This is a genomic window from Agathobacter sp. (assembly GCF_977054825.1).
In genome coordinates, this window is record NZ_CDRTEH010000014.1 from 33,198 (window position 1) to 55,477 (window position 22,280).

A 22,280-nucleotide genomic window follows, 5' to 3' on the forward strand; every position below is an offset into this window, starting at 1 on the left:
CACCTCCTATAGCCTATGCGAAATCATCCTCATGAAAACCGAGACACTTTAGAATGTCTGTTCCATTTTCCTGCGTAATTTTTAGCTTTATGTAAAACAATCTTCCGGCAATATATTTTTTAAATTCCCATATATCCCCCGGCTTATCCGGATTAAAGTCCTGCTTTGGGCCCTTATAATAATCACTCACGACAAGTTCCAAAAGCTCTGCCTTTGCATCAGTGATTGTTAAACCGTGCTGTGCAAGAGACTGCATATTATTTCTCCTTGGAACAAAATCATATCTGCCTGCTGAAATAAGCGCTTTTGCATTTTCAAGAAATATGGCTATATCCGATATGTTAGCTATATTATTCACTCCCCCCACCTCCATATATATGATATATTATTTGTTCTCATATGTCAAGAAAAATGCGGTCATATGACCGCATTTTATCATTCAATAATTAAAAATATCCTCTTACCACAGCCTTTCGCGCCACAAGCTTCTTAAGCCTCTTATACATCACGACTGCAAACTCACAATCCTCTGTATCAAGCTTATCCGGTCCGTAATTGGCCATAAGCACAAGCTCCATAAACCTCTCAAAATCGCTCCTTACAAGCTCAGGGTAAGTAGCAATCACCACATCTACAAACTCAGGCCTTGTGGTATCCATACAATTGGTATCCTCACAAGCACCCTCATTAGCAGCCAGCCTGCCATCCCTCTCAAGCAGCTCATAAAAGCTCCTAAATATGATTCTGACTCTATCGCCAGGCGAAAGCCTCTTATCGAGCGCAAGCGTACGTCTCTTCACATACCATATACGAAGTAAAAGCACAATAATAACAATCAAGCTGCCGCAGACTGCGCCAAGCACCAGCTTAATCTGCCTGATGCGTTTCATATCGGCCCCGGTATCCGCTGTATTCTCTCCGTCACGGTCAGCATCCTTGTCCTTTTTGTCTGCAATGCTTTCAGTGTCCTCTGTGTCAGCCTCAGGCATATCGAGATTGGCAATAGTGCCGGCAAAGCCCGGTGTCGTCTCCACAGGAGTCCAGCCGCAGTCAGGCATGTAAATCTCCACCCACGCGTGCGCATTGTCATCCTGAAGCACAGCCATATACGAGCCGTCAGCCTGTCCCGAAAACAGATTGGCAGGAGCCGCATAGCCCACCACATAGCGAGCCGGGATGCCGCAGGAGCGGAACATCACAACAGCCGCCGAAGCAAAGGCAGTGGAATCACCCTTCTTTTTTTCAAACATAAAGCGCTCTACGTAGTCCTCATCATCAGAAATCCTTGAAGCATATTTGGAGAACTCACACCTCTCCCACAAAGTCCTCACAACAAAATTCTTCACATCATCAATTTTTTCATATGACAGGTCCTGCTTTTGCGTATCGCTCAGATTTCCCTCAAGCTTCTTGTCCCACTCCTTTTTCTTCTTTTTGCAAAGCTTCTCGATGCGCTTTTGGCTCTCAGGCACATCGGTATAGTGGGTATTCACATACGACTCGTATGAAGCCTCAAGCTCATCAAGCATATTCTGATGATTGTACGAGCCCAGCGCACCTGCTGAGTCACCGCCATCAGAACCTGCCGCACCACTGCCTGAGCCTACTGTGTCACCGCCATCAGAACCGGAAGCATCCACATCCATCCACTTCTTCATCGTATCGATGTATGCGCTGCTTTCAAAGTACTCATACCGGTCATCCTGTGCGGTCTGCCCCTGCACCGAGCAGTCACCACCTAGGATATCATAATAATCATTCAGGTAAGCCTGATAAGGCACATAGGTGTACGCAGTATTCGCATTGAGCCTCTCGACGGAAATCGTGCGTGAGGACACAGCATCCTCACCTCCCACGGCATCAGAGCCATCCCATTCACCGGCACCATCCATACGGCTCTGCACATACATCATCCGAAGGAATGGCATATTCCGGATATAAAGGAGCGAATCACCATCCGTCTTCCAGTTTAAAGCCGCATCTGTCAGACTGTCTGCATCGCCCATGCTCCACCTGTTTTGCGTATAGTCTGCACCCACATAGCCCTTTAAATAAAGAATCTCTGTAGGCTTCTCACTGACAGTCACCTTAAGCGACTCCACCTCATCATAAGCCGTACCGTCCACATCGCCAAGCACACCGTCAGACACGCCTCCTCCCACGCCCTCGAGCGAGAGATTGAGCCTGCCGCCTGAAACCTGCGGCAAAAACCTATACAGAAACTGTAACCCGCTGCTCTTCACAGGAGCAGTCACATCCGACACCACGGAAAGCGGAGCATTTACAGCCGGCCGCACCACAAAAAAAGCTAAAAGCACCACAACCGCACCAAAGCCTGCACAAAAAGCCGCAAGCATATTGGCGATGCGTCTGGCTTCCTTCACATTCGTATCAAACACAGCCTCATCGCCCTTGCCCCAGAGCCTTCTTCTCACGCGCACAGACGAGCCTGCATATGTGCCTAAAAAACAAAGGAGCAATACAAAATAAGCTCCCTTTGAAATCCTTCCTCCACTAAGCAGTGAGCATATCACCACAGGAAAAGCTACAAACAAAAACATAGCTCCATCCTGCCTCTTAATCACAGCCTCAGCCATCAACCAGGCAACCATAAAAAACAAAAAGATAAAAAAAATGGTTGCCCCGGTTCCGGCATCTGAAATGAGAGTTATGCCACTTTGATATGTCCGGTTCATCTGACCGGCAACACAATTAAAGGTATATAGTAAGCCCTTCTTAAAAACATCCTGCGCAAGCAAAATGCCAAAGCACCACAGCATAATGCTTAAAAGAAGGACGAAAAAGCGATATCTGTCCCATGCCCTATATTCAAATATAAATGTAAACCACACACAAAGGGCTGCCCCGACAGCCGCAAGCACCGGGTAACTTACAGACACTGAAAACGCATACAGAAAAATCCTAAAAAGCGCCATCACCGAAAAAAAGCACATGGCCGTCATAGGCCATATAGCATGTGTCCCCTTATTCCCGGGCTTCGTGAGCAGTGTGGCTCCTACAAGCTCTAAATCTCCCATACTGCAAGCTCCTCATCCACCTTGTCACAGTCAAAGTGCTTCACGCACACACCGTTGTGATAAAAGCTGCCATCCATGCCAAGCCGCATCGTATTGCTGTCAGCCGCAATCTCCCTGTTCTCATAGAGCGCCTCCACATCCACAGACTCCTCATACATGCCCGACTCACAAAGCTGCTCGAGCATAGAGTATGTATCAGACTCACTCGCAACAAACCGACTCATGATGCGCTTCTCCTTATCATCCCACCAGATAACATGATGCTTCATAGAGGCTTCTGCCATAGACCACGACACAGAGCCGAGAATCTCAAGAAAGGCATCCATCACACTGACACGTTCATCGCCGGTGCCTTTATATGACATATCGGCAAAGATAAATGCAGTCTCATTCATCGGCAGACTGTACTCCTTCACCATGAAATCATCAATCTTTGCGGAAAGCTTCCAGTGAAAGCTGTGGAGAGAATCGCCTCTCCTGTACTGTCTGATATCAAACACCTCAGACGAATCCTCACCATGACGCAGCTTTGAAAAAAGCTCACCGTCCACCGACTCCGAAAGCCCAAGCACGCGCGCCATATCAAGCATATGAATCCTCGGCAGCACAAACACAGACGAGCTATGCTCCGAAACGCTGCACTCGCGCGTAAAGAGGCTCAGGTAATCCTTCACTGCGACCTTTCCTATATTGAAATACAGCTTGCCGCAGTAGCCGGTACGCAGGTAAAAGCAAAGCGAAGAGCCTGAGCCCGGCGTAACAAAGGCGTCGCGCGTATAGGCACTCTCCCTGCTTGAAAGCCTGCTGTGACACTCAAGTGTAACCGGCACCGTGCTCATCGGAAGCACAGAAGCATTTGAGACATGCACATCCACCTCAAACCTCTCTCCCTTTGGCACATATCTGTCCGGCACTACTAAGGACGCACTCAGATTTCGCTCCAGATAAACGGAAAGCATAAACAGGCACGGCACAAGCAAAAGCTCAAACGAAAGCAGTGTGCGCGCTATATCATTGTCCCAGAACAGTGCAACTGCGAGTGTACATATAATTAAAGCTATGTAAGAAACCTTTTTCTTCATCAATACCTCCGAAAATCAGACAGGCTATCAGCCTATTGTCTGCGGTGCCGGCTGCTTCACCGACGCCAAAATCTCAGCAAGAATATCCTGCGCAGACTCATTGTACATCCTGCCCTGCGCACTCAGCACAATCCTGTGACGCGCCACATTGATAAACACAGAAGCCACATCACGCGGCAGCACATACTCACGCCCCTCAACATAAGCAGCCGCCTTGCTCATCCTCGCAAGTGCAAGCGCACCACGCGGGCTGACTCCCAGCTCTATCCTGTCATTATTTCTCGTGGCCTCCACCAGGCTCACGATATACTCATAAACCGTCCTGTGGACAAATACACCCTCCACTTCCTTTTGTATCGCAACGAGCTCATCAGTGAGAATGGACGGCATGATATCCTCCATAGGATTGCCATGGTCACGGCTCATCAGAATATCAAGCTCATCTGCCCTGTCTGGGTATCCCATGCTGATGCTTATCATAAAACGGTCAAGCTGTGACTCCGGCAGCATCTGCGTACCGGCAGAGCCGATAGGGTTCTCCGTAGCGATAACGTGAAACGGTCTTGGCACCGGATGAGTCACACCATCCACCGTCACCGTGCGCTCCTCCATCACCTCAAGAAGCGCGGACTGTGTCTTTGGCGATGTACGGTTTATCTCATCAGCCAGAAACAGATTGCACATGACAGCGCCCTCCTCATAGTCAAACCTGCCAAGCTCCTTCCTGTAGATGGAAAAGCCTGTGATATCCGTAGGCAGTACATCAGGTGTAAACTGCACACGGCTCTGCTTCATATCCAAAACCTTCGCAAACGCAAGCGCCATGCTCGTCTTGCCCACTCCCGGAATATCCTCAATCAGTATATGCCCGTTTGCAAGAATAGCCTCCATGATGGCAAGCACACAGTCATCTTTTCCTATAATCACCTGTTTCACAGATTGTATAGCCTGAGCGGCCTTCTCATAACCCTTCATATATTACTCGTTCCTCTCTCTTCTTCTGCGCCTTACAATTATAATAAAAATCACAGTCTCAAGTGTACCTGCCACAGCAAGCGCCACAAGCATCCACGGCCACACATCCACTATTCGCTTCGTGAGTGCGCCCGACTGCATCTGATTCTTTGTCTCACTCTTCTTCTCGCCTGTGTACTCAGTACGCTCACCGCGCACCAAGAGACGGTGCGAATTAATCGCATACGGTGTACAGGTGACGAGTGTACAGTAATCCTTCCCCTCCACTATATCAAGGTCTCCCGACTCGTTAGGCTCAACTACCTTAATCTGATCCACCTTGTATGCAAGAATCTCATCAAGCACATGCAGGTAAAACTCATCACCCATCTCAAGCTTATCAAGATTCGTAAAAAGCACTGCACTCGGAAGACCTCTGTGGCCTGTCAGCACGCAGTGAGTACTCTCGCCACCGAGCGGATAGCTGGACTGCTCCATATGGCCAACACCCTTTGCGAGCACATCATCACTCGTGCCGCTATATATAGGCAGATTCACATCAATCTTTGGAATAGTGATATATCCAAGCGACTCTCCGACATCCACAAGATCTGCATAGCTGACCGCACTGCTCTCACTCTCTGTGCTCTCAGCCGACACCACAGTACTCAGCTGGTCATTGTACTTGGTCGCCGCCTCCTTTAAGGCATCCACCTTTTCCTCGTCCAGCTGCTTCACCTCACTGTCGTATGTGGTGATAGCAGAGCTTGCATGCTTTTCATTTATACGGTTACTGATATATGGGTAGAGCGCAATCGACATTCCGGTGAGGAAGAGGATAGCGCAAAAGATTATTCGCAGTTTCTTCATAGCTTGTATTCCTATAGCTTTTCCTATACCTAAGGCTTCTGATAGCACTTATTCAAATCCACAACAGCCTAAGCTGCATGCCTGTCTGATTGCAGGTTTGAATAAATGTTAGCATATCGCTTCAAAAATGTAAAATAGAATGGTAACCTCCGCACACGCAGACCTGTAAGTCTGTATGTACGAAGGTTAGTCATCCCTTTGCTCTGTAAGAGCACTTTATTTGGTTAAATCTTATCTAAACTCTCTTTGGCTATTGCCATTGGTTAGGCTCTCTTTCTTCCTCTGAGCATGATATATACTGCAGCGAGCATTCCACCAATACCAATGATAAGGAACATTGCAGTTCCGATGTCACCGGTTTTTGGGAGAGTGAAGCCCTTGCGGTTTTCGATTGTTACGCTGTAGGTACCAGCGTTAGTTGCATCTCCACCTGTGAATTTGGTTGAAGTAACTGTTGTCTTTGTACCAATTAAGTTACTATTTTCATCATACCACTTATCAGTAGTCTTTTTTACTACATAATCAACATTTAAGTTCACTTCTACAGGTGCTTTCAATAAGTTATAACCACCTGCGGCTTTTGTCTCAACAAGGAAATATCTTCCATTTTTAAGACCTTTCAAACCATTCTCTGTAATCTTGCCATCTGTTCCAGTTGTTAAATTAGTTTTGATGGCAGTTGCATTTTGTTTTAATTGCTCTTCAGTAGGATTTGTCTCTTTTCCTGTATATCTGTATAAATCAAATTGTACACCCGAAAGCTTGGTTTCATTGTTATTTCCATCTACCTTTGTCATATCAATGGCAAAAGAATATACTATTGCCTGATCCTTGATATGATCCTCACCAGGGGTTTTACCATCATTAGGATTAGTTGGATCTACTGAAGGATAAATTGCATTTGAGTAATCAAGCTGTGCATCGTTGAGGTTACCTGCACTACCTATATTTGCATTTTCATTTAACTTTGTTTTGAAAGTTACTTCAATTGAATCAATAGCTGCTGCTTTAAGTTTAGTCTTACCTGCACTAGTAAATTCGATTGTCCATGAACCACCTGCTTCGTCATCAGTTGGCTTTGTTAATTTATAATCACCTGTTTCTCCCTCTGTAAGAGTAAGGCTAGGTACTTCTACTTTATTTGATTTATAAGTCAATTTAAGTTCTGCTTTATCGTCTACCCATGTAAGAGCACTTGACATTGTATCAGTGATTGAATATTTCTTTAACTGGTCTACATTTGATGGTACAGATGCAGACACTTTCCACTCTACCATATCACCGATTGAGGCATCTGCTGCATTTGCATATGTATCACCTTTTTTTACCTCTTTCTTGAGGTCTGGCTTTTCGTTGTCTGCGGTGATAACAATACTATCGCCTGTTTTTCCGTCGTATGTGATTTTTTTATCAGTTCCTACTGTAAACACATATGGGGTTCCGTTTAAGATATATCCATGGTTTGTCTCGCCTATTCCTAAGCTTGTCTCGATAAATCTGTACTTATCCGGAGCAAGTCCATCAACTGTTATCTGACCTACTGTTCCAGCTTCACTACTTGTAGTATAAATGCCATCTATATGGTCAGCAGTTGTAACCAACTCCCACTTATTTGATGTCGTATTATATCTTTGCAAAGCAAACTGTACTCCACTGAGAGCTGTTGGAGTACCTTTTGTGCCATCAGCATTTATTGTTGTACCAGTCTTTTTAAGTGTTATTCCTGAATAAACTGCTGCATTCTTAGGCTCTGCAACTACATCATAGTTCCAAGCTGTACCAGCCTCATTTGTCATAGGAACTGAAACTAAAAAGTTTGCTGTTTTATTTACAATCTGTGAAGGAGCCTTTGTCTCCTGTACGAGATAAAGTCCTAATTCAAGGTTTGTAAATTTAGCAGATGCTTTACCTGTTGTGTCATCTATTACTGTGGTTGCTGTTATTCCATTAGCTAATGTACCATTTTCAACTTCCTTATTAGTATTAAGTTTATTTAATACTTTGGTATATATCTCATCAGTATATTCCTTTGGATCTGTCTTTGTAGATTCAAAATCACTGGCCTCAAGTGCCGTCATTGTATTCACCGGTGTATATTTAAATCCCACCTTTGACACAACCGACGTATCCTGATCAATATCTGCCACTTTCCAAATTGTAAATTCAACACCTGCTAATGGTTTATCCTTTGACACGTCTGCATCTGTACCCTCATACTTATTGATTGTCAACATACCTTTCTGAGCTGTATCAATAGTAGGTAAAGTATTTCTTGTAGCACTATCCGCCCAGGCCGGTGTGCCGAATAATGTCAGCACCATGGCTGCGCCAAGGAGACCAGCCAACATTTTTTTAATTTTTTTCATGCTTTTTTCCTCTCTTATATCTTTTTCATTGTTATCGAGTTACGTGCGACCGGCAGGTGTTATTTGCCAATCGCGTTTCTTCCTTGTCTCTTAAGTCTGGAGTATTGTACCTCCTTTCTAAGAGTAATCAAGAAAAATATCAAGCAGCCTAGCGTTGCAAGCGCCATTCCGCATAATATGAATAACATTGCTCCATAACCACCGGTTTTTGGTATAAGGAACTTCATACGGTTGCTTATCTGGAGGCTGATGGTGTTTTTTGTATCATCAGTATCTCCAAATGTGTAGTTATGTTTACTTTCATCATAACTCTCACCCTCGCTGCGCACGATTGTTGTTCCTGTTCTATCTATTACAATGATTATTGGATCCTTTAATAAGCTGTAGCCCGCTTTGGCTTTCGTCTCTGTCAGGCGATATCTTCCATCCGGAAGATCTTTGAATTCTGCTATACCAAGAGGAGTATTTAAGTTATCTGTGCTATTTCCACTTGTTTCAGCAATCATTTTTCCATTTGTTCCAAAACTTGTATCTGCCTCATAGCTCTCACTACCAGCAGAAACTGGTATCAATTTTTCAAGTGTAAATTGTACGTCATTTAGCTTTACATCAGAGTTAGACGCATCCACCTTGGTTATTTTGATATTAGTTTTTGGGCTGTATACATTAGTGATTGTATATGTCCTGTCTACCTTAGTTGAAATTTCGGATGAATCAACCGACACATTAGTACCATTATTATATGACTGCACTTTAAAGCAATCATCAAAATAGTCTCCCGTACTCAGCTCCTTATATGTTTCTCCGGCTTTGACTACCTCAACAACACGATACTCATATGGATTCTCTTGCGATGTTGTATAATCAGGATATCTGTCAAGGTTTTTAAAAACATATTTCCAGCTATTGGCTGTATTTTGATTATCAGGCCTAAGCGTAATAACAGTTATTTCATTACCTTCGCTATCAGTAACTGACACATCCTCCCATGTCGCTTCAGTAGTTGATTTCACTCTTCTTTGCAGCTTAACTGTTACACTATCCGGGATTTTTGTAAATGTATTGCCATTTTTATCAACCCACTTCTTTTCAACAGTCAGGTTAATAACAGGTTTTTTCGTATTTTGGAAAGTAAATACAGTATTCTCTGCCGTTGAGTCTGCTTTGATTTTGCCATGTATAACCCAGTTTCCGTTACTATCCTTTACCTTGGTGGCTGTATACTTTGAGTCATCGCCACTGTAAGCAAGCTGATTAATTACTATATCATTGAGCGATGAGTCATCGTCCGGCAATATCTCTGAGATAGTATATTCAGTTCCTGCCGGAATACCTGTAATATCATAATGTTCTCCCCATTTCAGTTTATATGTATATTCATATTTCTTTCCATTCTCAAGAGCCATTCCTGCAATATTGGTAAAAGTAACCTTAATCTGATATTCCCCATTAAGGTTTTCAGCAGTATCGCTTAAATATGCTCCTGCTTTTGCTATCCTGATTGCACCGGTTTTGACTTTGTTTGTGTATTTTACTTTCAGCTTTGTAGCGGTTGTTGAGCTATCAGGATCCGTGAATGACCTAAACACTATTGTGTTTTTCTCATCCCTGTTAGCATCAGAGCTTGTAGTACCATTTTTCTTAGCCCATCCAGTAGTTGTATAACCGCTATTAGATTGTTCCTGACCATCTGAATCAGTACCACTAACATGTTTTTCCTGTCGTCCATCCTTAATGGCTTGTCCATCCTGAGTTGGAAGTGTAACCTCTTCAGCCTGCTTAACAGTTGTTGAATTCGCTGGTACAGTATTTTTTACCTCTTCTCCATTTTCATATAATGTCCACGATGGCGCAAAAACCTCTGTATCCACATCCTCACTCAGCGCTATATAACTGCCTCGCCTGAACTGATCCGCAAATGTAGCAGTCTCTCCATTTGCCAGTGTAAACGTTCCATCTGCACCCAGTAAATTTGTTGTGGATGAAGTTCCTGACGATACTGTATATACTGCATTTACCGGATACATCAACGTTCCCGATGCTACAGAGCCATAATCCGGTATATCGTACTGTTTAGTAACAAAGCCTGTTGGCTGTGTCACCTCCGTCGATGGTATAAAGGTAAAATCATCGAGATACATATCCCTGCTTAAGTTATAGTCAAATTTGATATTTACAATCTTTGAAAAATCAAACTTCGTTGTAGCTTTACTCAGCTTGTCCAAATCTATTGTAATTGTATTCCATTTTCCTTTTTTCAGATTCAGACTGTTATATGTATTACCTGCCGAAAGGAATCCACCTATTGTATTGTTACTACTATCTTCCAGCTCTACATACATATTGTTAAGTGAAGGTGTTTCGGTTACAACTCCATCATACAGACTAAACTGCAGATACTTATAATGATTTGTAGTGCTTTTGCCTATTGTATATGTAGCATTGAATGCTTCTCTTTTTCCGGTCGAAGGGTAAATAATGCCCCACCTTAATTCCTTGTATTGACCAGCCTCGTCTGATAATTCAGCCTTCCAATGAACCACATCGCTCTTTGCGGCTCCTTTATCAGCTTCATCCTTGCATGTTTCTAAATATTCAAACGTATTAGTTTCTAATACTTTGGAAATGGTATCACCCTTAAATTCATTATTAAAGGTTATATTTTCAATTTTCTTTCCACCGGTGGCTTCTTTTGCAGCATAGTGCGTTGCCTGATTTAATATAGTAAATGGGAATGCTGATACATCGTCAAAGCATGATTTAAAATCTTCAGCAACACCAGTTGTATCCACATTCTTCTCCACCTGGAATTCGTTCTCATCCGGGAAGTTGAATGATATAGACATATTTGACTCCCAAAGACCGCGCTCCATGTAGAACATGGTGAGGGTGTGCTCTTTGGTGTTGTCTTCTTCTTTAATTGCATCAAATTTTTTTGCTGTTCCATTTGTATCAGCACCACCACCCGTAGGGTTCTTTATACCTGATACGGTTACGGTTTTATCTCTAAAATTTATCGTTCCTGAAACCTTACCATGTCCTCCACCTACATCAAGCACCAGCTTACCATCAATATATACCCATACGTCATCATCTCCGGAGAAGTTGAACTCAATCGGTACCTTCGCATTCTCACTTGTAGTAACTGTTCCATCAGACGACAGCCTAAACTTCAAATCAAACTTCTGGCCAAAACCATAATTAAGCTTTGCAGCCGTTCCTGATTGATTATTATTATTAAATGGAAAATAGTTTTTACCGCTTTTACCATCAGCTGCTGTCGTAGGGAAACCAGAATCCGCTGTCTGTCCATATACTTCATTGTTTGTTGGGTTAAGGAAATATCCATCTGCCTCACTGTGCTGAAGCTCCAAATTTCCATTTTTAGCACTCTTAGCGCTATCGAATGTCCAGTACTCTACAGTTCCTGCTGCACTGCTATCAGACTTACTAGCCATATTTTCTTTTACAAACGGAAATGTAACACCCTTATATACTTTGCCAAGCACAGTATTCTTTGAGTTATTACCAGTAAGGAATGACTCATCAAAGTAAGGCGCTTTAACGGTTCCACTTGACGTTTTAATCATCAGATTGTTCTCTGACAGTGTATCTGACACAAGTCCCTGAGTGGCGTTATTACCATTTGATAATTGTCCGGATTTATTTGGACTTGGACACGTTGCTGGCACATTGCTACCCCACATTGAGTTATTATTAAATATGAACTTGCTCCAATCACTACTACCATACAAATTCAAGGTTTTCGAAATCTCGCTATATGGGTTTCCATCATAGTTTTGGAAGTTTCCCCAATATATAGGTGACGTAGCGTTATTATCACTATAATATGTACTCAATGCCTGATCAAACTGTCTGAATGGCTGGTACATAAATTGCAGTTTTCCATTTTTAGCTGCGGTAACTAAATCTGTGTTAGAATAATTATCTCTGTTATATCCATTCAGCTCATAATCGGAATAGTAGTCATACAAGGTTGTATTGACATAGAGCATGTCACTATCCCTGGTGAGGGTTCCCTCCGGTATATCAACTACTTGTTGATCCTGTCGGGCATTTCCAGTACCTGTTATTGTACCATTATTATAAATGTTATATGTTCCATCTTTCTTCTTGCCATCAGCATCTCTTACCCTGCCTACTTCATCCCAATAACCTGAACGTAATGGTGTAGCAATTGAAGTAGATGCAGCGGTATAAATACTATCATCACTTGTATCCGCATAAAAGCAAGGATTGTTGTACAAATTCCATGGAATGGTCAAATCACATGTTTTACTTGAGTTATCATCTACAGCTTTATTATTGTCATTCGGAAGTATCTGACTTGAAGCACTATAAAATAATATGTTTGTATATGTGTTACTTAAATCAGCTTTATATACAGTTCCTTTTATATCATTTCCACTAGTAGCATCAACTTTTGTAAGTTGCCCTCCAGCAGCCTCATAACCATCTCCCCATGCATAATAATAAATATTTTCACTAGGTCTTGGCAGAGAATTATCCGTTGTATCACCATTATAAGAAAGCTCTGACAACGTCGCATCAAAATATACTGTATATGTACCACTAGGGTTATTTCTATATATACTTAATCCAGCATTTCCTTCACTATCTATAGTAACCAAACTCAGATTTCCATTTGGATAAAATCTATAGCTAGTATTACCTTTTTTCACTTCTATAATAGTGTCTGATGATAATGTTTTTCCAGTGAGGTCATAGCTTAGGATTGTATTATCTTCTGTATCTACACTAGCATCTGCATAATCAACAGTTCCTATTTTCACTTTGATGTTATCTTTTTCAATAGTTGGAAAATCACTTCTATCAAAATACAGCTTGGTAATTGTCGGTGCAGATGAATTTTTCTTATCTTTACTCCATACTGACTTTATTCCATCAGAATCCGTTCTGATTCCATAGTATAGTATGCTTCCATTATTAATAGCATCTTCAATTTTTGTAGATGCAAGAAGCTCAGTATTATCATTATTTTTAATAAACTTGACATACTGATATGGATATACACCATTTTCAGGTATTGTCACCTTATTACCTGTCATGTCTATAGCATTAGCATTATCAAAATTAGAACCATCTGTACTAAATAAAGCCTTTATGCCAATGCCTGAGCCAGTCATATCTACAACTGATAAAGTCTTGCCTGCATATGATGGAAGCTCTTTTAATGCATAGACATTATGTTTATCTATTTGAGTATCATTTATTCCATTCTGTACAAATACTTTTCCACCAATAGATGAGACTTCCATTGTGTATTCAGCTGTTCTATAGTAATCATTCTGTTTTATTTTGCCGTCCCAGTCATTTGAATATGTAAAAAAGAAATTCACCGTACCACTCGATGGTAAATTTAAATTTTCAATTTTCCACTTCCATAATTTGGCACTCGAATCATACTCACCGTCTTTTACAGCATAATTGCTTTGTACTATTCCAAAATATACTTTATCTTGACCTTCTGTCCAATCATACCAGTGCGAATTGTTATTTAAATTCATTCCCTCAGGATTCAGATAAATATAGCCACTATCTAATGATGTTGTACCACTCTGTGCCTGCTCCTGCGCTTCCTCCGCAAACGCACTTACCCCATAAACTGCTATTCCTAATATAACAAGCACTGCCATCACAATGCTGACTTTTCTTTTGAGTATTTTTTTCATTACTCTCATAATCAACTCTCCATACGATTCTACTCTTAGACTATTTTCGTTATATATAATTATATACTTTAGAGACTTTTCGTAAATATAAATATTATCAGATTTGTATCACTATTTTCATATCTTTTCATTTTTAACTTAAAAACATCACTATTTAAATGGTATTTTGTTCCTAATTTTAGTGCTTTTTGTCGATTTTTGCCTCTCGGTTTACATTCTGCCGCAGCGAGAGGGGCTTCATCCCCTGAGACTGGCTGGGGCACGCTCTCTCGCATGAGCGAATAGCGAAGCTGCCTAGATACTGTTGAATTATGCACACGCTACACAGAAATGCCCTGCCACGGATGGCAGGGCAAGGAGAACCGCGCCACGGACGGCGCGTTTCGACGGTTTCGTCAAGCATAATAAATCTGCAAGGCATAATTCATACAGTATCTTGGCTGCGTAGCGTAGCTCAAGCGAGAGAGTGTGCACCAGTCGTTTCTTGGGATTAAGCCCCGCCACCGAATTTTTTGCGCTTTCTGTACTCGCTTGGACTCATTCCACAGATCATCTTAAACTGCTGTCCAAAATACGATACATTATCAATGCCCACCTTCTCACAAATCTGGTTTACCTTCATATTGGTGGTCTCAAGCAGCCTCTTTGCTTCCTCTATACGCTGGGAGATAATGTAATGACTGACTGTATCCCCTGTCGACTGCTTGAAAATGAGACTCAAATACCCCGGTGAAAGAAAGACCATATCGGCAAGGCTCTCCAGATTTATCTTCTCTGACAGATGTGCCTTGATATAGCTCTTAACCAGTGCAATATCCTTTCGGATCTGCTTGTCATCTGTAGAGATATTTTCCTCGTAAATACAGAGATTTTCTTCTATAATATTGTATAAATCACTTAGCTGTTCTGCTTCAAAAAGCTTCTCGACCTGTTTCTTGCCCTGTCCATAGACACTTCCATGAGCTGCATTATACAGCTCGAGTGCAATCTCTGAAAAAACGAACTTCACAAAAGTCTCTGAATCCGATTTATTCTGAAACATCATGTGCTTCAAGTGCCCATACTCTTTTCTGACAAGCTCGATATCTCTCTTTCTGATGTACATAAGCAGCCTGTTTATGCACTCCGTTCTCTCAGACTCATCGCGCTCAACAAGCTCATCATCATCGTGGTAGATGCCATTGTTGTCAGCAAAAAATCTGTTTTCCATAAGCTTTAGAAGCCTCTTACAGCTATCGTGTATCTCATAGATATCACTTATACCGGAGCCCACGGCTATATAGCATTGCTGTCCATATACCTCAGTAAGCATATAGTATATACCCTCAGCCATATAGCTGGACCTGCTGTAATTATTCTCCCCAAGCAGGATGAGCACATAGTTGCCACCCAGACTGACCGCCTCTGCTCTTGAAGCAAATCTTTCTTTTATTCTGCCGATGACCCTATCTGCATTTTCCTTCCAAAATGCACTGTCTATCCACAAAAGCAGGATATTGCTCACAAACTCTACAGTATTTAGTTCATTCCTTTGTGCAAAGCTGATAAGCTCATCCATATACCGTCTGTTTCCTGTTGCGATATATTGCGACAACAAAAATCCACACACACAAACGGCCATTTTGTTTTTTTGCTCTTCATTTTTTCTGCTATCATGTATCTCACAAATCATCTGTGCCATACACGATACAATCTCCGTTGGTGCAACCGGCTTTAAGATGTACCTCTCCACACCACGCTCTATGGCCATTCGGGCGCTCTCAAAATCACGCTGTCTGCTCACTATCACTATATGTATATGAGGATTGATGGCTTTTTCTCTAGCATACTCTATGATATCAGTCCCGGTCTCTGCACTATCAAAAAGCTCCGTAAACATGATATCTATCCTGCGCTCACCAAGCAATTGTGCGGCTTTTTGTGGATTTGCCGCCTCCATTATCTCGTATATAAAATCAGAGTCTACGCTCTCGATTGTTGTCCTTAGTTCCTGCCTGTCCTCATTGTTGCTATCCAGGATTAGTATATTCAACTTCTCCATTTTTGCCCCCTAAACTAACCAATATAATGTCGATGCAACCTATAAATCTAGTACTATTATATTGCATTTCAGTATCTTTTTCAATTTAAAAAATAATATAATCAGCATTAGATACGCCACTGCATAATGACAAATAACAGCCCATGTCTCATTGAGCCACAGGCTGTTATCATTTGTACAGTTATTTTAAAATATATACTAGCAGCAGAACATCTGCCAGCAAAGGAATGTGGCAAGCAAGCTGCAGCACTCGCTGCCCCTGCCACTAGGGCGTCCGTATATGTCTCCCATATCCGAATACCATGAGCCGCCGTTTTCAAGTATCTGCATAAACTGGCGGTACTGCATGTTGTTTGGCTCAAGCGACACTGCACGCTGTATGTGCTCTATGGCTGTTGCTGTGTTGCCGAGCTTTTGGTTGGCAACAGCACTGTAGTAGTACCATCTGCCGCGTCTCTCAGCAAAAGGCACCTCCTCAAGCACCTTCAGTGCCTCATTGTAGTAGCCGTTGCTGATGAAATTGCCTGCTGCACGCACCTTCGGATTGTCATCCTGTGCACTGCTTCCTGCATTATTGTAGGTATAGCGGCCATAGAAGCCACCGAACGGTCCGCCTGCTCCAAACGGATCACCTGCGCCCTGTCCACTACCATACGCCCCACCATAGGAGCTGCCACCGTACGAGCTGCTTCCCGCACTGCCATATCCACCGGCTCCGTAAGCACCTGTTGCACCGGACTGCTTTTCCTTCATTATCTGGTCATATGCCTGCTGCACCTGCTTAAACTTTTCCTCTGCCTGATCCTTGTTGGGATTGTTGATATTGGCATCAGGGTGATACTTCCTGCTTAAGCTTCTGTAGGCCTTTTTTATTTCATCGTCACTTGCACTACGGCTGACACCGAGCACCTGATATGGATCTATCATTTATGTTTCTTCCTTTTCTTCATCTGAATATACTCATACTTGCTCCACACACCGGAGTATAGAACATTTCTGATTATATCCGCATGCAAGAGAATTGGCAACCTCTCAAATATTTTTGCTGCCTCTGAAAGCATAGATGTCATCATAAGCCGACAGGATTTGTCAAATTTTTCGCTGTCATTATTGCAGCAATGCATGAGCTGTATAAGTGGATTGTATGACTTCTTTTTTATATCATCCTCAATATCCTCATATGCATCCATTATATAAATAAATTTGCCCATATAACGGCCAAACTCCTTCATATCCTTCTGCCACTCATTCTGCTTCCACGCAAAAAGCGTACCGAGCATCTCCCCTGTCAGCCCCGCCACAGTATCGATATTGGTATCATTGCTCCTCTCGCACTCTGCAAGCCTTGCAATGTAGTCCTCTATTGCCTTTGCCTGTATCGGATAGCTTTTTTTTGCCTTCTCGAAGTCCTTTTTAAGCATCTCTGCATAGGTCTTCTTTGTCAGGCTCTTGTCATCCTTCCAGTCATCTATCAGATTGTAGTATGCAAGCAGTATGTTCATTGCTGCCGCATACTCTGTAATCTCGTTTGTGCGAAGTGTGCGCTTCTTTGTGGGATGCACGCTGCATACAAATCCATCCCTCGTCACACTATCCGGCTCGTACAAACCTGTCAGAAGCACTATGAGAAAAGTCATGTCATAGTTTAGTGCCATCTGTGCACGCCTGCCATACTGCGATTTCATAGTCTGGCACAGCCCACAGTAGTAGCTTTGATATATTTTTTTATTTTCCTCGGACAAGGTGTCCTTATTGACAGTTATATATCCAAACATTTCTTTTCTCCATGCTCTTATGTAAGCTAAAAATTATATATTAGCTGCGTCTCACGAACTGCTCACGGCACTTCGGACAGGTAATGCAGATCTTGCCATGTCCTCTTGGCACCCTGACATCCTGCTTGCACATAGGGCACTTGAAGAACTTGTACTGCTTTCTCTGTGCAAAGCGCTTTTTCCTGCGCTCTGCCTTTACGGTCCACTCATACCTGGCATTTAAAAACTTCTGATTCTCTGCATAGCGCTTGTTTACATTCCTCGAAAATACACGAAAATACATATGTATCATCAGTCCTATAGCCAGTATATCAAGTATCGCCGACCTTGTAAATATTGAAACCAAAAGTAATATCATTACTACCCATGACTCAGCCCTTGCAAGCTCGTCCATCCCGTTTCTTCCATTCATAAATCTGATAAATTTTTCTCTCATAATTACCGCCTCGCCCTATATTTTCATTATAGCCAAATTCTTACCTCATACAGTGTCCACGCTAAGAATTTGAGGTTTTAAATCGCTCTTTACATTATTAAGATAATATTGAAGATAAAAACCGTCAATAGACCTATCGTCTTTTAAGAAACATTTTATATTTCGTTTATTAAAGTTGGTAAAAAGGCTTGATTTTTGGAAAAATGCTTGGTATATTAAATAAATATGCAGGACAGGTGATCGCGGCTGCAGGTGTCGAAAGACCGCAGGTGAGGAAAGTCCGGGCTTCATAGGGCAGGATGCCGGTTAACGGCCGGTGGAGGAAACTCTAAGGACAGTGCAACAGAAATATACCGCCACTTTTGTGGTAAGGGTGGAATGGCAGTGTAAGAGACTACCGCCTCACTGGTAACAGGGAGGGCACATGTAAACCCCATCCGAAGCAAGACCGAAACAAAGCTTTGACGTGGCCCGCCAGCTTTAGGTAGGTCGCTTGAGGCGTCTGGCAACAGGCGTCCTAGATAGATGATCACTCAACGACATAACCCGGCTTATCGTCCTGCGTATTTTAATAATCTAAAGCCTATTGGCGTTTCGTAAAATAACTTATTAGTAACGTGCGCCGCAAGGTGCACCATTAAAAATGCAACTGAGATATCTCAGTTGCATTTTATTATTTACCGGTAACTATCATTTGCTATTGTATATGATGCAGTCTACCGGTAGCTATTATTTGCTGTTGTATGTAATAAAGTCTACCGCCATCTCTATCTGCTCCTCGAAAGCCACATCAGGTGTACCGTCTCCCTTTTGCAGACCATAGCTTCCAAAATAAGAATGGCACCCGCCATCAATGACATACTCATATGTATCCTCCGGCAGGTTTGAGCGGTATTTGCGGTATTTGTCCATATCAAGCACACCATCCTCTGAGCCATACACACTAAAAACCCTCAGATCTGAATCCGACAGGTCAGCGGTCGAATATGCTGCAAAAAGATATAGTCCGTCAAACTCATCTACATGCTTTGACACATATTCCGCAGCCATGGCTCCGCCTAAAGAGTGGCCTCCCATGTACCATTCCTGTATGGATGGGTATATTTCCTTGTATTTTTCAATGATACCGTCTGCTGCATTCTGGTCCAATACTGCGAGGTTGCCCGGCATATGTACAAGTATGCACACGAAATTATTCTTTGCAAGCTCATGCATCAGCGGCGCATACGCCGTATACTGCACCCTGCCTCCCGGATAAAAAATCAATGCCTTTGTGGCTTTTTCCTTATCCTGCGGTGCAAAGGTTATCGTATAATTCTTAAGCTTTAAGTCGTACTGGGTGGCCTGTATACGCTTGTCCTTCTTTTCAATGGTAACCGCAACCTCTCTGTCTGAATCGATTGCAGCCTCCGCAATTGAATCTGCGCGATAATAATTTCCCACATAACAATTTACGGCAATACCGCCAATAGCCATGACTGCAATTGCCACAAGCAGTATTCTATACACAGCCGGAATGCGGGATTTTTTAGTTTTAAACATTAAAGCAGCTTCCTCCTACAAACTCACGAAGCAGTGAATTGTTTGGTATGCCGTCAGCCGGCATCGGAAGAAAGTAGTCTAAGAGCTTAAGCAGCCTCTTTGCCTCGAGATACTCCGGGCAGTCTCTTTCTATGCCAAAAAGCAACGGCTCCGCATACACCTTGAGTACCGCAAGCTCATACACAAGTGCAGAGTTGAACATCACATCAGCCTGTTCCTGGAAAGGAAAGATATTCTCCCTTTCACCCTTTCTGACAGACGGCCACATAGCGATGGTCTCCATGGCATTGGTACCTCGTGTACGCGCATCACGCACAATCCGGCGTATAAGTCTTTCATCTGTGGTGGAAAGAGGATTGTGCTCGTCAATATTGAGCTGTGTAAGCGCTGAAATATAGATTTTGAACTTGTGCTCAGGTGGGATAAGCTGTGAAAGCCTGTCATTTAGGCCGTGGATTCCTTCTATGACAAGTATATCATCAGCTCCCAGCGTCAGCTTTCTTCCGCGGTACTCTCTCTTTCCTGTCTTAAAATTGAAGAAAGGCATATCAACAGCCTCTCCTTTAAGAAGCCTGTTCATATCCTCATTGAACAGCTTTACATCAATAGATTCAAGGCACTCAAAATCAAAGCTTCCGTCCGGATGCTTCGGGCAAAACTCCCTGTCCACATAGTAGTCATCCAGACTTAACGGATGTGGCTTTCTGCCCTTTGCGATAAGCTGGATTGAGAGTCTGTTGGCAAACGATGTCTTGCCTGATGATGAAGGACCTGCTATCATGACAAATTTCTTTTTGTCATCCGAAGCAATCTGCGCTGCAAGATTTCCTATCTTCTGCTCCATCAGTGCCTCCTGAAGCAGCATGATTTCCTGTCCCCTGCCGGCTGCAATCGCATCATTTAGTGAGCCTATCGTGCCTATTCCAAGCATCTTGCTCCATTCCCTGGAATCATCCAGCGTGTGAAACAGCTTATTTGATGTCACAAGCGGCTCAACACTCCTGCTGTGAGCACCCGGAAAAAGAAGCACAAAGCCACTCTCATACGGCACTATATCAAAGTATTTGAGCATGCCTGTCGATGGTGCCATAAATCCGTAGAAATAATCCACCACACCATCCAGCTCATAGAGATTGACTCTGGAGCTTCTCCTGTAGTGCAATAGCCTCTCCTTATCATGCAGCCCTTTTTCCTTGAAAATCTGCTCCGCATACTGTGTTTTTGCACTGTGCTTGGTAATTGGGAGGTCTTTTTCCACAAATGAGTACATGCTGCATACTATCCTGTCGATATCATGCTCTGTCACGCTTTTCTCACTGTTTTCTCTGTTGCCTTGGTCTGTATCTTCATTATATTTTTCCTGTTGGCTGTCTGCACACTCTACTGCTTTCTCAAGCTGACAATAATAGCCTTCTCCGAGCGAATGCATCACATGAAGCTGTGTCATGCTGCCATATACATCGTATATAGCCCTCTGCAAAAGCAGCACAACACTTCTTCTGTATGTACGCCTGCCATCCCTGTCAGCTGTCGTCACAAAGCTAAGCTCACAGTCACTTTTTATTTTCTTATTCAGTTCACGAAGCCTGCCGTTTACAATTCCAAGGATTATGTCATCCTCATAATAATCCTTGAATCTGTCTGCTACGGCTTCTAAAGTATCACTTTCTGATGCTGTCACTGCCATGACCTGTCCATCCGGCAAGGTCACCTTCACACTATATTCCTGCATTTCTTATTGCCCCCATAGTCGAATATGCTGCCTCATTGTATGCCATCATCTCGTTTATCTGCTCGATTCTGTCCATGATGGAATCACTCATCTCCTGTGTCCTTAGCTGCTGCATGATGGCAGCCAGCTTGTGGTGTTCCCTGACAAGGAACTTCCGAAGCACCGGATTACCGTTTTTGATAAGTACAGGTCCGTACAAATCGCATACAGTAACCGTCGTCTCGTCCATATTGTCCCATGCGGAATTGTCCGCACACGGCACACACCTGAACATCGGATAGTATTTTCCGTCCTCCAAAATCATATCCTCATCAACTATCTTATAGCCTGTGTTCCTTACATATTCACGGACTTTGCTCACTTCCGACTGTGGCTGCAGAATCAGCTCCTTTGCCGACCTGCACACAGTCTCCCCTGCGGTTAAAATGTGAATAACAAGCTCTCCTCCCATTCCTGCTATGACAATAGAGTCAACCTCTCCGTCGTGTATCGCTTCAAGCCCATTGGAAAGCCTTGTGGTAATCTGCTCTGTCAGACCGTTTGCCCGTATATGCTCATTGGCGCGTTCAAGCGGTCCCTTATTTATATCAACAGCAATTGCTTTCGGTATTATATTACCCTGCACCAGGGCAATAGGCACATAGCCATGGTCGGTTCCCACATCACACAGCGTGTAGCCGGCCGTGACCATTGATGCCACTGCCTTCATTCTTCTGGATAGCCTAATCAT

At 43.0% G+C, this 22,280-nt stretch carries 14 protein-coding genes and 1 other RNA gene; 1 reads left to right on the plus strand and 14 read right to left on the minus strand.

Translation table 11 applies throughout. The features are described 5' to 3' along the window. Positions 1–13 precede the first annotated feature (13 nt). The 11 genes from ACW6PM_RS10570 to ACW6PM_RS10620 form a co-directional block, all read right to left on the minus strand. A complete protein-coding gene (locus ACW6PM_RS10570) occupies positions 14–358 on the minus strand; it encodes a hypothetical protein (RefSeq protein WP_456057121.1) in 345 nt (114 codons plus the stop codon). A gap of 88 nt (positions 359–446) precedes the next feature. Next, entirely contained in the window at positions 447–3,038 is a 2,592-nt protein-coding gene (locus ACW6PM_RS10575; protein ID WP_456057122.1) for a transglutaminase-like domain-containing protein, read from the minus strand. Beyond that, entirely contained in the window at positions 3,026–4,120 is a 1,095-nt protein-coding gene (locus tag ACW6PM_RS10580) for a DUF58 domain-containing protein (RefSeq protein WP_456057123.1), read from the minus strand. Before ACW6PM_RS10580 ends, ACW6PM_RS10575 begins: the two co-directional genes overlap by 13 nt. A gap of 27 nt (positions 4,121–4,147) precedes the next feature. After that, positions 4,148–5,095: an AAA family ATPase gene (locus ACW6PM_RS10585; RefSeq protein WP_456057124.1), complete on the minus strand. Its 948-nt coding sequence runs from the start codon at positions 5,093–5,095 to the stop codon at positions 4,148–4,150. A 3-nt stretch (positions 5,096–5,098) separates the two neighbouring features. Then, positions 5,099–5,944, minus strand: coding sequence for a class C sortase (locus tag ACW6PM_RS10590; RefSeq protein ID WP_456057125.1), 846 nt, complete (start codon positions 5,942–5,944; stop codon positions 5,099–5,101). Between the two features lie 263 nt (positions 5,945–6,207). Further along, entirely contained in the window at positions 6,208–8,310 is a 2,103-nt protein-coding gene (locus tag ACW6PM_RS10595; RefSeq protein WP_456057126.1) for a SpaH/EbpB family LPXTG-anchored major pilin, read from the minus strand. A gap of 59 nt (positions 8,311–8,369) precedes the next feature. Continuing rightward, on the minus strand, positions 8,370–14,033 hold the full coding sequence (locus tag ACW6PM_RS10600) for a SpaA isopeptide-forming pilin-related protein (protein ID WP_456057127.1): 5,664 nt from the start codon (positions 14,031–14,033) through the stop codon (positions 8,370–8,372). A 481-nt stretch (positions 14,034–14,514) separates the two neighbouring features. Beyond that, positions 14,515–16,065: a response regulator transcription factor gene (locus ACW6PM_RS10605; RefSeq protein ID WP_456057128.1), complete on the minus strand. Its 1,551-nt coding sequence runs from the start codon at positions 16,063–16,065 to the stop codon at positions 14,515–14,517. A gap of 198 nt (positions 16,066–16,263) precedes the next feature. Beyond that, positions 16,264–16,992 carry a DnaJ domain-containing protein gene (locus ACW6PM_RS10610; RefSeq protein WP_456057129.1) on the minus strand — a complete coding sequence of 243 codons (729 nt, stop codon included), beginning with the start codon at positions 16,990–16,992 and terminating at the stop codon, positions 16,264–16,266. Continuing rightward, positions 16,989–17,840, minus strand: a complete 852-nt coding sequence (locus ACW6PM_RS10615; protein WP_456057130.1) for a DUF5685 family protein — start codon at positions 17,838–17,840, stop codon at positions 16,989–16,991. The genes ACW6PM_RS10610 and ACW6PM_RS10615 overlap by 4 nt, the downstream gene beginning before the upstream one ends. 40 nt (positions 17,841–17,880) lie before the next feature. Beyond that, on the minus strand, positions 17,881–18,276 hold the full coding sequence (locus tag ACW6PM_RS10620; RefSeq protein WP_306783021.1) for a hypothetical protein: 396 nt from the start codon (positions 18,274–18,276) through the stop codon (positions 17,881–17,883). A 224-nt stretch (positions 18,277–18,500) separates the two neighbouring features. On the opposite strand from ACW6PM_RS10620, the gene rnpB reads away from it, so the two are divergent. Continuing rightward, positions 18,501–18,846, plus strand: an RNA gene (rnpB, locus tag ACW6PM_RS10625) — RNase P RNA component class A. 159 nt (positions 18,847–19,005) lie between these two features. Here rnpB and ACW6PM_RS10630 read toward each other — a convergent pair. The 3 genes from ACW6PM_RS10630 to ACW6PM_RS10640 are packed head-to-tail and all read right to left on the minus strand — an operon-like array spanning position 19,006 to position 22,280. Next, entirely contained in the window at positions 19,006–19,818 is an 813-nt protein-coding gene (locus ACW6PM_RS10630; protein ID WP_456057131.1) for an alpha/beta hydrolase, read from the minus strand. Next, positions 19,811–21,550, minus strand: a complete 1,740-nt coding sequence (locus ACW6PM_RS10635) for a nucleoside kinase (protein ID WP_456057132.1) — start codon at positions 21,548–21,550, stop codon at positions 19,811–19,813. The genes ACW6PM_RS10630 and ACW6PM_RS10635 overlap by 8 nt, the downstream gene beginning before the upstream one ends. After that, a complete protein-coding gene (locus ACW6PM_RS10640) occupies positions 21,537–22,280 on the minus strand; it encodes a tRNA (adenine(22)-N(1))-methyltransferase (RefSeq protein ID WP_306779884.1) in 744 nt (247 codons plus the stop codon). Before ACW6PM_RS10640 ends, ACW6PM_RS10635 begins: the two co-directional genes overlap by 14 nt.

Bases quoted from the DNA above. Each gene is read 5' to 3' on its own strand.
- ACW6PM_RS10575 (WP_456057122.1), bottom strand. From the start codon at position 3,038: ATGGGAGATTTAGAGCTTGTAGGAGCCACACTGCTCACGAAGCCCGGG.
- ACW6PM_RS10580 (WP_456057123.1), bottom strand. From the start codon at position 4,120: ATGAAGAAAAAGGTTTCTTACATAGCTTTAATTATATGTACACTCGCA.
- ACW6PM_RS10585 (WP_456057124.1), bottom strand. From the start codon at position 5,095: ATGAAGGGTTATGAGAAGGCCGCTCAGGCTATACAATCTGTGAAACAG.
- ACW6PM_RS10590 (WP_456057125.1), bottom strand. From the start codon at position 5,944: ATGAAGAAACTGCGAATAATCTTTTGCGCTATCCTCTTCCTCACCGGA.
- ACW6PM_RS10595 (WP_456057126.1), bottom strand. From the start codon at position 8,310: ATGAAAAAAATTAAAAAAATGTTGGCTGGTCTCCTTGGCGCAGCCATG.
- ACW6PM_RS10600 (WP_456057127.1), bottom strand. From the start codon at position 14,033: ATGAGAGTAATGAAAAAAATACTCAAAAGAAAAGTCAGCATTGTGATG.
- ACW6PM_RS10605 (WP_456057128.1), bottom strand. From the start codon at position 16,065: ATGGAGAAGTTGAATATACTAATCCTGGATAGCAACAATGAGGACAGG.
- ACW6PM_RS10610 (WP_456057129.1), bottom strand. From the start codon at position 16,992: ATGATAGATCCATATCAGGTGCTCGGTGTCAGCCGTAGTGCAAGTGAC.
- ACW6PM_RS10615 (WP_456057130.1), bottom strand. From the start codon at position 17,840: ATGTTTGGATATATAACTGTCAATAAGGACACCTTGTCCGAGGAAAAT.
- ACW6PM_RS10620 (WP_306783021.1), bottom strand. From the start codon at position 18,276: ATGAGAGAAAAATTTATCAGATTTATGAATGGAAGAAACGGGATGGAC.
- ACW6PM_RS10630 (WP_456057131.1), bottom strand. From the start codon at position 19,818: ATGTTTAAAACTAAAAAATCCCGCATTCCGGCTGTGTATAGAATACTG.
- ACW6PM_RS10635 (WP_456057132.1), bottom strand. From the start codon at position 21,550: ATGCAGGAATATAGTGTGAAGGTGACCTTGCCGGATGGACAGGTCATG.
- ACW6PM_RS10640 (WP_306779884.1), bottom strand. From the start codon at position 22,280: ATGATTAGGCTATCCAGAAGAATGAAGGCAGTGGCATCAATGGTCACG.